Source organism: Mycobacterium helveticum (assembly GCF_007714205.1).
Taxonomy (GTDB): domain Bacteria; phylum Actinomycetota; class Actinomycetes; order Mycobacteriales; family Mycobacteriaceae; genus Mycobacterium; species Mycobacterium helveticum.
This window is the reverse complement of record NZ_VMQU01000131.1, coordinates 1-14,293: the sequence shown is the minus strand read 5'-3', so window position 1 is coordinate 14,293 and position 14,293 is coordinate 1. Positions and strand designations below refer to the sequence as shown.

General features: G+C 71.6%; 12 protein-coding genes. 7 read left to right on the top strand and 5 right to left on the bottom strand.

Going from position 1 to position 14,293, the window contains the following annotated elements:
* The first annotated feature begins 192 nt into the window (after positions 1–192).
* Positions 193–1,986: an acetyl/propionyl/methylcrotonyl-CoA carboxylase subunit alpha gene (locus tag FPZ47_RS22720; protein ID WP_144952915.1), complete on the top strand. Its 1,794-nt coding sequence runs from the start codon at positions 193–195 to the stop codon at positions 1,984–1,986.
* Between the two features lie 170 nt (positions 1,987–2,156).
* Positions 2,157–2,579 carry an STAS domain-containing protein gene (locus tag FPZ47_RS22715; protein WP_144952917.1) on the top strand — a complete coding sequence of 141 codons (423 nt, stop codon included), beginning with the start codon at positions 2,157–2,159 and terminating at the stop codon, positions 2,577–2,579.
* On the opposite strand, the gene FPZ47_RS22710 is transcribed toward FPZ47_RS22715, so the two are convergent.
* From FPZ47_RS22710 to FPZ47_RS22700, 3 genes are all read right to left on the bottom strand, one after another.
* Positions 2,550–3,338: an RNA polymerase sigma factor SigF gene (locus tag FPZ47_RS22710; RefSeq protein ID WP_144952919.1), complete on the bottom strand. Its 789-nt coding sequence runs from the start codon at positions 3,336–3,338 to the stop codon at positions 2,550–2,552. The two genes, FPZ47_RS22715 and FPZ47_RS22710, sit on opposite strands and share 30 nt — an antisense overlap.
* A complete protein-coding gene (locus FPZ47_RS22705) occupies positions 3,335–3,772 on the bottom strand; it encodes an anti-sigma factor (RefSeq protein WP_144952921.1) in 438 nt (145 codons plus the stop codon). The genes FPZ47_RS22710 and FPZ47_RS22705 overlap by 4 nt, the downstream gene beginning before the upstream one ends.
* 320 nt (positions 3,773–4,092) lie before the next feature.
* On the bottom strand, positions 4,093–4,476 hold the full coding sequence (locus FPZ47_RS22700; RefSeq protein WP_144952923.1) for a hypothetical protein: 384 nt from the start codon (positions 4,474–4,476) through the stop codon (positions 4,093–4,095).
* A gap of 263 nt (positions 4,477–4,739) precedes the next feature.
* Between FPZ47_RS22700 and FPZ47_RS22695 the strand changes: the two genes are divergently transcribed.
* The 5 genes from FPZ47_RS22695 (at position 4,740) to FPZ47_RS22675 (ending at position 12,164) form a co-directional block, all read left to right on the top strand.
* A complete protein-coding gene (locus FPZ47_RS22695; RefSeq protein ID WP_144952925.1) occupies positions 4,740–5,435 on the top strand; it encodes a methyltransferase domain-containing protein in 696 nt (231 codons plus the stop codon).
* Between the two features lie 113 nt (positions 5,436–5,548).
* Positions 5,549–6,211, top strand: a complete 663-nt coding sequence (locus tag FPZ47_RS22690; protein ID WP_144952927.1) for a TetR/AcrR family transcriptional regulator — start codon at positions 5,549–5,551, stop codon at positions 6,209–6,211.
* A 33-nt stretch (positions 6,212–6,244) separates the two neighbouring features.
* Complete coding sequence (locus FPZ47_RS22685) at positions 6,245–10,915, top strand: ATP-dependent helicase (RefSeq protein ID WP_144952929.1); 4,671 nt, start codon at positions 6,245–6,247, stop codon at positions 10,913–10,915.
* Positions 10,916–10,930: 15 nt separating this feature from the next.
* Complete coding sequence (gene nei2 / locus FPZ47_RS22680) at positions 10,931–11,695, top strand: endonuclease VIII Nei2 (protein WP_144952930.1); 765 nt, start codon at positions 10,931–10,933, stop codon at positions 11,693–11,695.
* A 118-nt stretch (positions 11,696–11,813) separates the two neighbouring features.
* A complete protein-coding gene (locus FPZ47_RS22675) occupies positions 11,814–12,164 on the top strand; it encodes a DUF732 domain-containing protein (protein WP_144952932.1) in 351 nt (116 codons plus the stop codon).
* Positions 12,165–12,176: 12 nt separating this feature from the next.
* Here the strand turns inward: FPZ47_RS22675 and pstS are convergent, their stop codons facing one another.
* Positions 12,177–13,280 carry a phosphate ABC transporter substrate-binding protein PstS gene (gene pstS / locus FPZ47_RS22670; protein WP_144952934.1) on the bottom strand — a complete coding sequence of 368 codons (1,104 nt, stop codon included), beginning with the start codon at positions 13,278–13,280 and terminating at the stop codon, positions 12,177–12,179.
* Between the two features lie 136 nt (positions 13,281–13,416).
* Positions 13,417–14,293 (bottom strand): CE1 family esterase (locus FPZ47_RS22665; RefSeq protein WP_210419969.1); only part of this gene is annotated, 877 nt, incomplete at its 5' end.

The window sequence follows — 14,293 nt, the reverse complement described above, 5'->3', positions numbered from 1 at the left end:
CGACCCGGACCCGGACCCGGACCCGGACCCGGACCCGGACCCGGACCCGGACCCGGACCCGGACTCCGATAATGAATTGCGACACCGGCTGATCGCGCCGACGGCGCGCCGCTTAGACTTCCCGTGCAGAGTAAGAAACTCTCTTAAAGACGTCGCAGCAGCAATCTGCAGACATGCCAAACAGGAGGCGCAGTGGCTAGTCACGCCGGCTCGAGGATCTCCAAAGTGCTCGTCGCCAACCGCGGCGAGATCGCTGTCCGGGTGATCCGGGCGGCCCGCGACGCGGGTCTGCCCAGCGTGGCGGTGTACGCCGAGCCCGACGCGGACGCTCCGCACGTGCGGCTGGCCGACGAGGCGTTCGCCCTGGGCGGCCAGACGTCGGCGGAGTCCTACCTGGACTTCGCCAAGATCCTCGACGCGGCGGCGAAGTCCGGCGCCAACGCCATCCACCCCGGCTACGGCTTCCTGTCGGAGAACGCCGACTTCGCCCAGGCGGTGATCGACGCCGGCCTGATCTGGATCGGGCCCAGCCCGCAGTCGATCCGCGACCTCGGCGACAAGGTCACCGCCCGCCACATCGCCGCGCGCGCCCAGGCGCCGCTGGTGCCCGGCACGCCCGACCCGGTCAAGAACGCCGACGAGGTGGTGGCCTTCGCCCGCGACTACGGCGTGCCGATCGCGATCAAGGCCGCCTTCGGCGGCGGCGGCAAGGGCATGAAGGTCGCCCGCACCATCGAGGAGATCCCCGAGCTGTACGAGTCGGCGGTCCGCGAGGCCACGGCCGCGTTCGGCCGCGGCGAGTGCTTCGTGGAGCGCTACCTGGACAAGCCCCGCCACGTCGAGGCCCAGGTGATCGCCGACCAGCACGGCAACGTCGTCGTCGCGGGCACCCGCGACTGCTCGCTGCAGCGCCGCTTCCAGAAGCTCGTCGAGGAGGCCCCGGCGCCGTTTTTGACCGACGCGCAGCGCAAGGAGATCCACGAGTCGGCGAAGCGGATCTGCAAGGAGGCCCACTACTACGGCGCGGGAACCGTCGAATACCTGGTCGGCCAGGACGGGCTGATCTCGTTCCTGGAGGTCAACACCCGCCTGCAGGTCGAGCACCCGGTCACCGAGGAGACCGCGGGCATCGACCTGGTGCGCGAGCAGTTCCGCATCGCCAACGGCGAAAGGCTGGACCTGACCGAGGACCCCACGCCGCGCGGCCACGCCTTCGAGTTCCGGATCAACGGTGAGGACGCCGGACGCGGCTTTTTGCCCGCGCCCGGGCCGGTCACCCGGTACGACCCGCCGGCGGGGCCCGGCGTGCGGCTGGACTCCGGTGTCGAGAGCGGCTCGGTGATCGGCGGGCAGTTCGACTCGATGCTGGCCAAGCTGATCGTGTACGGCGCCAGCCGCACCGAGGCCCTGGAGCGGGCCCGCCGCGCCCTGGACGAGTTCCACGTCGAAGGCCTGGCCACCGTCATCCCGTTCCACCGTGCCGTGGTCTCCGACCCCGCGTTCATCGGTGACGGCGAGGGCTTCTCGGTGCACACCCGCTGGATCGAGACCGAGTGGAACAACACCGTCGAACCCTTCACCGCGGGCGAACCCCTCGACGACGACGAGACGCGGCCGCGCCAGAAGGTCGTCGTCGAGGTCGACGGCCGCCGCCTGGAGGTCTCGCTGCCCGGTGACCTGGCGTTCTCCGGCGGCGCCGCCGACCCGGCCGGTGTCGTCCGCAAGAAGCCCAAGCCGCGCAAGCGCGGGGCGCACGCGGGCGCGACGGCCTCCGGTGACGCGGTGACCGCTCCGATGCAGGGCACCGTGGTCAAGGTCGCGGTCGAGGAGGGCCAGGAGGTCGCCGTCGGCGATCTGGTGGTCGTCCTCGAGGCGATGAAGATGGAGAACCCGGTCACCGCGCACAAGGACGGCGTCATCACCGGGCTCGCCGTCGAGGCCGGCGCGGCCATCACGCAGGGCACGGTGCTCGCCGAGATCAAGTGATCCAACGGGTCGCCGGCGCAAACGTTGTCGGCCCGGCCCGGCCCGGGTAGGGTTCGGTCAGGTTGAGTTCACAGCCGCCCGGATCGCGTCGGGAACGCGGGACCGATGAACTCCCCGGCTTGGCCTGACGTCATCCACAGCACACCCTCCTCTAGTGATGGAGCCCGCTTATGTCTGTGGCCCAATCGTGGCAACAAAGCCGCACCGCCCAGTTCAGTTCGTGCCGGCTGCCCGGCGGCACGGTGATCACCGCGGACGGGGAGCTCGACGCCGCCAACGCCGACGAGTTCGCCGCCTACGTGGAGCGCGGCGCGCGCCGCTGCAAGCGCGTGATCCTGGACCTTCGCGGGCTGAAATTCATTGGCACAGCTGGATTTTCGGCAATGCATCGGATCAACGTGGTGTGCTCGGGCGCCCAGGCGTACTGGGCCATGGCGCCCAGCCCGGCGGTGGCGCGGTTGCTGCGCGTCTGCGACCCCGACGCAACGCTGCCGGTGACGACGCCGCTGGACGAACCGCTGCTGCTCACGGCCGGCCGGCCGGGAGCCGGGGAAGCGCGCGCGCTACTCCAGCTGGTCCCGCAGGCGCGCTAGCGACTTGGCCAGCAGCCGGGACACGTGCATCTGCGAGATGCCGACCCGCTCGGCGATCTGCGTCTGCGTCATCGACTCGAAGAACCTGAGCACCAACACCATTCGCTCGCGCTCGGGCAGCGCCTCGAGCAGCGGGCGCAGCGCCTCCCGGTCCTCGATGCGGTCCAGGCCGGCGTCCACGTCGCCCAGGGTGTCGGCGATGGCACGGGCCTCGTCGTCCTCGCTGCCGCCACCGGTGTCGATGGACAAGGTGTTGTAGGAGCTGCCCGCCACCAGGCCCTCGACGACCTCCTCGCGTGCCATCCCGAGTTCCTCGGCGAGCTCGGTCGCGGTGGGTGCGCGCCCGAGCCGCTGCGACAGGTCCGCGGTGGCGCTCCCGAGCCGCAGGTGCAGCTCCTTGAGCCGCCGCGGGACCTTCACCGACCAGCTGTTGTCGCGGAAGTGACGCCGCACCTCCCCCATGATCGTGGGGACCGCGAACGAGACGAAGTCCGACCCGGTCGCGAAGTCGAACCGGATCACCGCGTTGACCAGGCCGACACGCGCCACCTGAACCAGGTCGTCGCGGGGCTCGCCCCGGCCCTCGAACCGCCGGGCGATGTGGTCGGCCAGGGGCAGGCAGCGCTCGACGATCTTGTCCCGGTGACGCTGGAAATCCGTCGAGTCGGCGGAAAAGGTCGCCAACTCGCGGAACATGTCCGGAACATCGGCGTATTCGTTGGGGCGCGAAGCCGAACCGCCGGCACTTCGCGCCGTCACCTGCTGGAGGCCGCCCGCCGGGCCGTCAGTGCGATTCCGAAGACACTGCCGGATTCATCGGGCGAGCGGCCGTCGTGGAAGGTCTTGACGTCGTCGGCCAACGACGTCAGCACGTGCCAGCTGAAGCTGCCGGGCGCCACCACGTCGTGGGTGTCGCACTCGGCAGAGGCCTCCACGACCAGAACTTCGTCCTGCGGGTCCACCACGACGACGAGCGTGGCATCCGGCGTGGCCGATCGGATCAACCGCGTGCACACCTCGTCCACCGCGAGCCGCAGGTCCGCCACCGCGTCGAAGTCCAAATCCTCGAAGGTGCCGATCGCGCCGACCAGCGTGCGCAGCATCGCCAGGTTCTCCAGGCGTGCCGCGACGTGCAATTCGACGGCGCGGTGGCCGCGGTCGCTCGTGTTGACGCGCAGTCCCGCATCGTTCATCTGGTCTCCCGGCATTGTTCGACTGACATTACTACTGCTCTGCAGCCCCCCTCGGACCATACGTTCCAGGGGATTAGCCACGGTCGCCGCCGGATGCCCGCCCCGAATTTGCCGGAATCGGGCCGACCCGGACGCGCCCGCTCCGGCATGTCCCAGTGCGATGGCCAGTGCGATGGCCGGTGCGATGGCCGGTGCGATGGTCGGTGCGATGGCCGGTCGAATCGTCCCGGTAACTAGTCATGATCCACGTCGGGATACCCCTGCGGGGACACGAGAAAACCCGGGAGCCCGGTTTTCTCCCGTGCGTTCGGCGAAGCGCCTCAGAGTGCCGGCACCGGGCCGGCAATCGGCGACACTCCCAACGACACCGTCACCGCCGTCAGCGTCAGCAGGAACCAGCCCGCTCCGTGCCACCCCCACCAGGTGCCGTCGTGGCGCCACACGCGGTAGGTGCGCAGGAACGCCCACAGCCCGGCGGCCAGCAGGATCAGCGGACCCCCGAACGCCAACATCGTGCGCTGCGGCGCGCCGCACGCCACCGTGTCGACACTCACGCCCGGGCAGGTGCTGACCCACAGCGCCGCCATGACCAGGAAGCCCAGTCCGGCGACCGTGGCCAGGGCCGCGAAGCGGATGGCGGCGTGCACCTCGGAGTCTTCGTGCCCCAGGCGGTCCCCCGGGGAGCACTCATCTGCCTTCTGCATCCTTCGCCCTCACGTCTCGCGCGGCTCCTCTTGTGTCATCGGTCGCGACGCCGAATGGGTTACGCGCCGCGGGGGAATCCGGCCGTCCGCCCGTGTCGGCCCCCACCCCGAAAAGATCGATTCCCAGCGCATACCCGATGGTAAACGGCGGCAAACCGCCGTTCTCACCCCCGGAAAGGGAGGCCTCGGGGCGACGACGCGGGGGGGGTACCGCATGATTGAGCCCGGGGGCTCCCCGGGGGCTCGAGGTGAAAGAAGGGTGCATGGACCTTGCGGTACGCAGCACGGCGCCGGAAGTCCTGGAAGACGAGAGCGTCGCTCTCGCCGACTACCGGCGCTGCCTGGCCGATCTCGCCGTCGTCAACCGCATGACACTCACCCATCGCCCGGCGTTGCGCTGGCTGGCACGCGCGACGAGGACCCTGCCCGCCGGCGCGGAGATCTCCGTGCTGGACGTCGGCTACGGCGACGGCGATCTGTTGCGCGCCATCGCGCGCTGGGCGGATCGGCGGGGGCTGAAGGCACGATTGTCGGGCATCGACCTGAACCCGCGCAGCGCCGCAGCCGCCCACGACGCCACACCGCCGGAGCTGGCCATCGACTACCGGATCGGCGACGTGTTCGCCCACACCCCGGACGAGCCGCCGCAGTTCATCGTCAGCTCGCAGTTCACGCATCACCTCAGTGACCGGGAAGTCGTCGAGTTCCTGATGTGGCTTCAGGCGAATTCGGTACGCGGCTGGCACATCGCCGATCTGCACCGCAGTTCCCTGGCCTACCACTTCTTTACGGTGTTGGCCCGCGTGATGCGCTGGCACCCCATCGTGCGTTCCGACGGAAGAATCTCCATCGCCCGAAGTTTCCGCCGTGCCGATTGGCAAAAATATCTGGACCAGGCAGGCGTGCGGGCGGAGATTTCCTGGTACGCATGCCGGTTGTGCGTGTGGACGATCACATGACGGCGCCTGCCGCGCCCGGCGGGCGGCCTGCGGCATGACCCCGACCGGGCGGGTTCGGGCCCGTAGACGCAAGTCCGGACGGCAACCCAGGCTGCGTGGGTACTATCTGACGCATGCCGACAGCTAGGAGGCGGTTGTCCCCCGAGGACCGCCGAGCTGAGCTGCTTGCTCTGGGGGCGGAGGTTTTCGGTCAGCGGCCGTACGACGAGGTCCGCATCGACGAGATCGCCGAGCGGGCCGGGGTTTCCCGCGCTTTGATGTACCACTATTTTCCGGACAAACGGGCTTTCTTCGCCGCGGTCGTACAGGACGAGGCCGACCGGCTCTACGAGGCCACCAACGCGTTGCGTCCGGCGGGCCTGACGATGTTCGAAGAGATCAGGACCGGCGTGCTGGCCTACATGGCCTACCAGCAACACCATCCGCAGTCGGCGTGGGCGGCCTATGTCGGCCTGGGCCGGTCCGACCCGGTGCTGCTCGGCGTCAGCGACGAAGCCAAGAACCGCCAGATGGAACACATCATGGGCCGGGTCACCGAGTTGGTGAGCTCGGTCCCCGCGGAGAAGCTGGACCCCGAACTCGAGAAGCACCTGGGGGTGATCCTGAACGGCTGGCTGGCGCTCACCTTCGAGATCTGCCGGCAACGGATCATCGACCCCACCACCGACGCCGAACGCCTTGCCGAAGCCTGCGCGCACGCGCTGCTGGACGCCATCGCCCGAGTGCCGGGCATTCCGGACGAACTCGCCCATCTGATGGCCACCTCCAGGTTCTGAGCGGCTGTCGGTACCCGTTGGCACCATGGTCAGGTGAGCACTCGCGCCGTTCCACAGCGGCCTGACCGGCCCGGCGACCCGCTGGGCCGGTTCAGCGCGGTCACGCGCGAGTGGTTCACCGGCACGTTCGCCGCGCCGACGGCCGCGCAGGCCGACGCCTGGGAGGCCATCGCCGGCGGCGACGACACGCTGGTGATCGCGCCGACCGGGTCCGGCAAGACGCTGGCGGCGTTCCTGTGGGCCATCGACCGGCTCGCCGCCCGCCCCGAGCGGCAGGCCGGCACCCGCGTGCTGTACGTCTCCCCGCTCAAGGCCCTGGCGGTCGACGTCGAGCGCAACCTGCGCACCCCGCTGGCGGGGCTCACCCGGATCGCCGAGCGCCGCGGGTTGCCGGCCCCCGACATCAGCGTGGGGGTGCGCTCGGGCGACACCCCGCCCGCGCAGCGCCGCCACCTCGTCAGCCATCCGCCCGACGTGCTGATCACCACGCCGGAGTCGTTGTATCTGATGCTCACCTCGGCCGCGCGGGAGACCCTGGCCGGCGTGCAGACCGTGATCGTCGACGAGATCCACGCCATCGCCGCCGGCAAGCGCGGCGCACACCTGGCCCTGTCGCTGGAGCGGCTCCGGGACCTGTCGAACGCATTGGGCGACGGGCCGCCCGCCCAGCGCATCGGGTTGTCGGCGACGGTGCGCCCGCCCGAGGAACTGGCCCGGTTCCTGTCCGGAGCAGGCCCGACGACTCGGACGAAGGTGGTGGCCCCGCCGTCGGGCAAGACCGTCGAGCTCACCGTGCAGGTGCCCGTGCCCGACATGGCGAACCTGGCCAACACTCCCCCGCAAGCGGGTGGTACCCGCAGCATCTGGCCCGACGTCGAGGCGCGCCTGGTCGACCTGATCGAGGCGCACGGCTCGACCATCGTGTTCGTCAACTCGCGACGGCTGGCCGAACGGCTCACGGCGCGGCTCAACGAGATTCACGCCGAACGACGCGGCGTCGAGCTGCCGGCCGAGTCTTCCGGGTTCAATCGGGGGGTGCCCGGCGGTGCCCCGGCGCACATCATGGGAAGCGGCCAGACCTACGGCGCCGAGACGTTGCTGGCCCGCGCCCACCACGGCTCGGTCAGCAAGGAGCAGCGGGCGCTGGTGGAAGAGGACCTCAAACGGGGTCTGCTCAAGGCGGTGGTGGCCACCTCGAGCCTCGAGCTGGGCATCGACATGGGCGCGGTCGACCTGGTGATCCAGGTGGAGGCACCGCCGTCGGTGGCCAGCGGCCTGCAACGCATCGGCCGGGCGGGGCATCAGGTCGGCGAGGTGTCGCGGGGCGTGTTGGTCCCCAAGCACCGCACCGACCTGATCGGCTGCGCGGTGAGCGTGCAGCGCATGCTGGCCGGTCAGATCGAGACGATGCGGGTGCCCGCCAACCCCCTCGACGTCCTGGCCCAGCACACCGTGGCGGCGGCCGCCCTCGAGCCGCTGGACGCCGACCGCTGGTTCGACACCGTGCGGCGGGCCGCCCCGTTCGCGACGCTGCCGCGCAGCCTGTTCGAGGCCACCCTGGACCTGTTGAGCGGCAAGTACCCGTCCACGGAGTTCGCCGAGTTGCGGCCGCGCCTGGTCTACGACCGCGATGCCGGGACGCTGACCGCCCGGCCCGGCGCCCAGCGGTTGGCCGTCACCTCCGGGGGCACCATCCCCGACCGCGGGCTGTTCGCGGTCTATCTGGCCGGCGATTCCGAAAAGCCTTCCCGGGTCGGCGAACTCGAAGAGGAGATGGTCTACGAGTCCCGCCCCGGCGACGTGATCTCGCTCGGGGCCACCAGCTGGCGCATCGTCGAGATCACCCACGACCGGGTGTTGGTGGTCCCCGCTCCCGGGCAGCCGGCCCGGCTGCCGTTCTGGCGCGGCGACGGCGTGGGCCGCCCGGCCGAGCTGGGAGCCGCGCTGGGCGCGTTCACCGGCGAGCTGGCCGGCCTGCGCCGCGACGCCTTCGACCGACGTTGCGCCGAACTGGGTTTCGACGCCTACGCGACCGACAACCTGTGGGGCCTGCTGGACGAGCAGCGGAGCGCGACGACGGTGGTGCCCACCGACACCACCCTGCTCGTCGAGCGCTTCCGCGACGAGCTCGGCGATTGGCGGGTGATCCTGCACTCGCCGTACGGGCTGCGGGTGCACGGCCCGCTGGCGCTGGCGGTGGGCCGGCGGCTGCGGGAACGCTACGGCATCGACGAGAAGCCCACCGCCTCCGACGACGGCATCGTGGTGCGGTTGCCCGACACTTTTTCCGATTTCGCGTCCGACGGGGGCACGGACGCCCCGCCCGGCGCCGAGCTGTTCGTGTTCGACGCCGACGAGATCGACGCGAGCGTCACCGCCGAGGTGGGTGGGTCGGCGCTGTTCGCGTCGCGGTTTCGCGAGTGCGCGGCCCGGGCCCTGCTGCTGCCCCGCCGCCACCCCGGCCGCCGCTCGCCGCTGTGGCAGCAGCGCCAGCGCGCGGCCCAGCTGCTGGATGTCGCCCGCAAGTACCCCGACTTCCCCGTGGTGCTCGAAACCGTCCGCGAATGCCTGCAGGACGTCTACGACGTCCCGGCCCTGGTCGAGCTGATGAGCGGCATCGCCGGGCGCCGGGTGCGGGTGTGCGAGGCGGAAACCGCCAAACCGTCCCCGTTCGCGGCGTCCCTGCTGTTCGGTTACGTCGGGGCATTCATGTACGAGGGCGACACCCCGCTGGCCGAGCGCCGGGCCGCGGCGCTGTCGCTGGACACGGCGCTGCTCGCCGAGCTGCTGGGCCGGGTGGAGCTGCGCGAGCTGCTCGACCCGGACGTCATCGCCGCGACCGGCCGCCAGTTGCAGCACCTGTCGCCCGAGCGCGCCGCCCGCGACGCCGAGGGGGTCGCCGACCTGTTGCGGCTGCTGGGCCCGCTGACCGAGGAGGAGGTCGGCGCCCGGGCCTGCTCCGACATTCCGGCCGGGGTGGGCGACTGGCTGGAAGGCCTGCGGGCCGCCCGGCGCGCGCTGACGGTGTCGTTCGCCGGCCGCGACTGGTGGGTGGCCGTCGAGGACATCGGCCGACTGCGCGACGGGGTCGGGGTGGCGGTCCCGCCGGGGGTGCCGGCCGGCTTCACCGGGGAGGTGGCCGACCCGCTGGGCGAGCTGCTGGGCCGCTACGCGCGCACCCGGACCCCGTTCACCACCGCCGAGGCCGCCGCCCGCTTCGGGCTGGGCCTGCGGGTGACGGCCGACGTGCTGAACCGGCTGGCCGGCTCGGGGACGTCCGGAGGGCGCCTGGTGCGCGGCGAGTTCGTCGCCGCCCCCGAGGCGCCCGGCGGCGAACAGTGGTGCGACGCCGAGGTGTTGCGCATCCTGCGGCGCCGCTCGCTGGCGGCGCTGCGCGCCCAGGTCGAGCCGGTGAGCACCGCCGCCTACGGCCGGTTCCTGCCCGCTTGGCAGCGCGTCTCGTCGAACCTGTCCGGCCTCGACGGCCTGCTGAGCGTGGTCGACCAGCTGGCCGGCGTCCGGCTGCCGGCCTCGGCGCTCGAGCCGCTGGTGCTGGGCCCGCGCGTGGCCGGCTACTGCCCGGCGCTGCTCGACGAACTGCTGGCGACCGGGGACATCACCTGGTCGGGCGCCGGGTCCATCTCGGGCAGCGACGGCTGGATCGTGCTGCACCACAGCGATTCGGCGCCCCTGACCCTGGCGCCGCCCGCCGGGATCGACCTCACCGACGCCCACCGCGCGATCCTGGACACGCTGTCCGGGGGCGGCGCGTACTTCTTTCGCCAGCTCGCGCAGGACGGATCGCCAAACGGAATCGAATCGGCGGAGCTCAAAGCCGCGCTCTGGGAACTGATCTGGGCCGGCTGGATCACCGGCGACACCTTCGCCCCGGTGCGCGCCCTGCTGGCCGGAACGGGCGGCCGCCGGCGTTCCGCACCGGCGCACCGGACGCACCGGCCACCGCGCCTGAGCCGCTACAGCGTCGCGCATGCCCAGCACCGCGCCACCGACCCCACCGTGGCCGGGCGGTGGTCGGCCCTGCCGGGCCCCGAGCCGGATTCCACGGTGCGGGCCCACCACCAGGCCGAGTTGCTGCTGGGTCGGCACGGCGTGCTGACCAGGGGCGCGGTGACGGCCGAGGGGGTGCCGGGCGGGTTCGCCACCCTCTACAAGGTGTTGAGCTCGTTCGAGGACGCCGGGCGCTGCCAGCGCGGCTATTTCGTGGAGTCATTGGGCGGCGCGCAGTTCGCCGTCGCGTCCACCGTCGACCGGCTGCGCGGCTGCACCGACGACGTCGACGCGCAGCGGCCGGACTACCGTGCCGTCGTGCTGGCGGCCGCCGACCCGGCCAACCCCTACGGCGCCGCACTGCCCTGGCCGGCCTCGAGTTCGCGGGGCCAGGGTGCCCGGCCCGGCCGCAAGGCCGGGGCGCTGGTGGTGCTGGTGGACGGCGGGTGCGCCTGGTTCCTCGAACGCGGCGGACGGTCGCTGCTGACCTTCACCGACGACCCCGCGGTCCACCACGCGGCCGCCACGGCGCTGGCCGCCCTGGTGTCCGGCCGGCGCGTCGCGGCGATCCTGGTGGAACGCATCGACGGGGTGCCGGCGTTGCAGCCCCCGCCCGGCGACGGGCACTCGGACGCGCTGGCGGGGCTGCTGGACGCCGGATTCTCCCGGACCCCCCGCGGATTGCGGCTGCGGTGAGCAGGTCAGAGAACCATGCCCGAGGGTGACACCGTCTGGCGCACCGCGGCCATCCTGCGGCAGCACCTGGCCGGGCGCACCCTGACCCGCTGCGATGTCCGGGTGCCGCGGTTCGCCACCGTCAACCTCGCCGGGCAGGTGGTGGACGAGGTGCTCAGCCGGGGCAAGCACCTGTTCATCCGGGTGGGGCCGGCCAGCATTCACTCACACCTGAAGATGGACGGCAGCTGGCGGGTCGGTGACCGTCCGATACGGGTGGACCACCGGGCGCGGATCGTCCTGGAAGCCGGTGCCGTGCGCGCCGTGGGCGTCGACCTCGGGGTGCTGGAAGTCCTGGCCCGCGACCGGGACGCCGACGCGGTCGCCCACCTGGGGCCGGACCTGCTGGGTCCGGACTGGGACGCCGCGCGCGCCGCCGCCAACCTCGCCGCCCGGCCGGACCGGCCGCTCGCCGAGGCGCTGCTGGACCAGCGGGTGCTGGCGGGGGTCGGCAACGTGTACTGCAACGAATTGTGCTTTGTCGCCGGGCATCTGCCCACCGCTGCGGTGGGCGCGCTCGCCGAACCGCACCGGCTGGTCGCGCGCGCCCGGGACATGCTGTGGACCAACCGGTTCCGCTGGAACCGGTGCACCACCGGCGACACCCGGCCGGGCCGGCAGCTGTGGGTCTACGGGCGGGCAGGACAACCCTGCCGTCGCTGCCACACGCGCGTGGAATACGGCGAATCCAGCGGCACCGGCACGCGGGTGACGTACTGGTGCCCGGTCTGCCAGCGCTGAACCGCAGACTTCTGTGAAGTGCGCCGGGAACTTTCGCGGGTGCGGCCGCGGCATGCAATGATCGCTGTGCCAAAGGCCTGGCTTGCCTTCATGCACCGCCCACCGGGAGGACCCACCGATGACGCACAGCCGGACGCGCACGCCGCAGCGCGGGCGTCCACTGTCTGTCGGCCTTGCCCTGACGGTCGCGCTGCTCGGCCCGGCGGGGATCGCGGCCCCGGCCGCGCATGCCGACGCGATCGACAACGCCTTCCTGTCCGCGGTGCAGGCCAAGGGCATCAACTTCCCGTCGGCGCAGGCCGCGATCATCGCCGGTCACGAGGTGTGCGACGAACTCGACCTCGGCAGGCAGAAGTCCGACGTCGCCTCGGAGGTGATGAGCAACAGCCGGCTCGACGGTTACCACGCCGGCTTCTTCGTCGGCGCGAGCATCGCCGCGTTCTGCCCGAGGAACCACGCGGCGCCCTGACGTAAGGCCCGGTCAGGAGATGGCGTTGACCGCGGTCGACAACCGCGGCATGAACGCCCGGGGAACGGGAACGTAACCGTGGTCGAAAAGGCCGTCCTGCCCGGCGCCGATCGCGCTCTGCAGGAACGCCTTGACGGCCGCGCCGACCCGCCCGTCGGGGTATTTCGAGCACACGATCTCGTAGGTCGCCAGCACGATCGGATACGAGCCGGGCTGGTTCGGCCGGTAGAACGAGATCGTGTCCAGGGCAAGGTCGTTGCCCTTCTTGATGAACCAGGCGGCGGAGATGGTCCTGCCCACCGACTCGGCGCTGATCCCCACCGGGTCCGGGCCGGCCGCGGTGATGATCTTGGCCATGTCCAGCTGCTGGGCCCGGACGTAGGACCATTCGATGTAGCTGATCGACCCCGCGGTGCTCTTGACGGCCGCGGCGGCGGCGGCGTTGCCGTTGGCGCCCTCCCCGACTCCCCCGTTGAACGTCTTGCCGGCGCCCTTGGCCCAGGCGCCGCGGGAGTCGGTGTCCAGATACTTCTGGAAGTTGTCCGTGGTGCCGGACTGGTCGCTGCGGAACACCACGCTGATCGGCTCGGCGGGCATGGTGGTGCCCGGGTTCAGCGCCTGGATTGCGCCGTCGTTCCAGGTTTTGATGTCGCCGTTGAAGATCCGCGCGGCGGTCGGGCCGTCGAGGTTCAGCGACGTCACACCGTCGACGTGGTAGGCGATGGCGATCGGGCCGAACACCACCGGCAGGTTCCACGCCGGCGAACCGCAGCGCCGCTGCGCCGCGGCGTACTCGTTCTTGCTCAGCGGGGAGTCGGAGCCGGCGAAATCGGTTTGGTTTCCCGTGAATTCGCTGATCCCGGCGCCGGAGCCGTTGGGCGTGTAGGTCAGGGACTGACCCGGGCAGGCCTGTTCGAAGGCTTTGACGAAGCCGTTGATCGCGTTCGCCTGCGCCGTGGAACCGCTGCCCCGCAGCGTCGGCTTGCCGCCGCACGCGACCCGGACCGGCGACGTGCCCGTCGCCGCGTGCCCCCCGTTGCCGTCACCGCCACAGCCCGCCAGCAGCGCACCGACCGTCAGGATACTCAGCGCGGCGCCAAACCGATTGAGTTGCAATCCGATTCCTCCGGACAGTGGGAAGAGAAACGCTGCGTTTCCCGCAGGCACGGGGCATCGTAACAAGATCGCGGTAATAAGATCACGCCAACGGGGCGTGGCGCAGGGCTGTCGGCTTTGCCGGCGGCGGCGCGGGCTAATCCCGGGCGTGCGCGAGGAAGAACTGTGCGATGGCCTCCGAGCCGTCGAGGGCCCGGGTGGTGCGCCCGATGACCGCCCTGGGCAGGTACTGCCTGCCGCCCGGCCAGGTGTGGCCGCCGTTGTCGATCCGGTAGAACACCACCTCGGTGGACGCCGCGCACACCGTGTAGGCGAAGCGGTGCACCGCGGTGCCGTCCCCCACGCCGGGCAAGGCCTCCGCCGACGGATCGCCGTGGCAGTCGTCGACCGAGCGCCACCGCTCCACCATGGCGGCGACGGAGACGGAGTGGCTGATCCCGCCGCGACCCCGCACGTTGCCCCCGCCGAACGGCACCAGCGGGTCGGCGGTTCCGTGGGCTTCCCACACCGACACCGCCCGGGACGGGTGGCACGGCACGCCCACACCCAGGGTCCCGGCCACCGGCGCGATCGCGGCGAAGACGTCGGCGCGATCGCAGGCCAGCCTGTTGGACATGAAGCCCCCGTTGGACATGCCGGTGGCGAAGACGCGGCCCGGGGCGATGCCGTAGTCGCCCTGCAGCTTGCCGGCCAGCGCGACCAGGAACCCGACGTCGTCCACGTGGTGGCGGTCCGCCGGCGACGCCCCGCGGCCGTCGGCCCAGCTCTTGTCGTAGCCGTCGGGGTAGACCACCAGCAGGTGGTGGGCGTCGGCGACGCCGTCGAAGCCGGTCAGCCCCCGCTGCCCGGTGCCGCTGCCGCCGCCGCCGTGCAGGCTGAGCACCAGACCGACCGGGTCGCCGGGCGGCACGTGCAGGGTGTAGGTCCGGTCAAGGCCGCCGGAACGCAGCGTGCCGGACACGTCGCGAGCGCCGGCCGCCGAGACATGCCGCACGCCACACCCGGCCCCCGCG

Coding starts and splice junctions, on each gene's coding strand:
- FPZ47_RS22715 (WP_144952917.1), top strand. CDS start 2,157: ATGTCTGTGGCCCAATCGTGGCAACAAAGCCGCACCGCCCAGTTCAGT.
- FPZ47_RS22705 (WP_144952921.1), bottom strand. CDS start 3,772: ATGAACGATGCGGGACTGCGCGTCAACACGAGCGACCGCGGCCACCGC.
- FPZ47_RS22700 (WP_144952923.1), bottom strand. CDS start 4,476: ATGCAGAAGGCAGATGAGTGCTCCCCGGGGGACCGCCTGGGGCACGAA.
- FPZ47_RS22695 (WP_144952925.1), top strand. CDS start 4,740: ATGGACCTTGCGGTACGCAGCACGGCGCCGGAAGTCCTGGAAGACGAG.
- FPZ47_RS22690 (WP_144952927.1), top strand. CDS start 5,549: ATGCCGACAGCTAGGAGGCGGTTGTCCCCCGAGGACCGCCGAGCTGAG.
- nei2 (WP_144952930.1), top strand. CDS start 10,931: ATGCCCGAGGGTGACACCGTCTGGCGCACCGCGGCCATCCTGCGGCAG.
- FPZ47_RS22675 (WP_144952932.1), top strand. CDS start 11,814: ATGACGCACAGCCGGACGCGCACGCCGCAGCGCGGGCGTCCACTGTCT.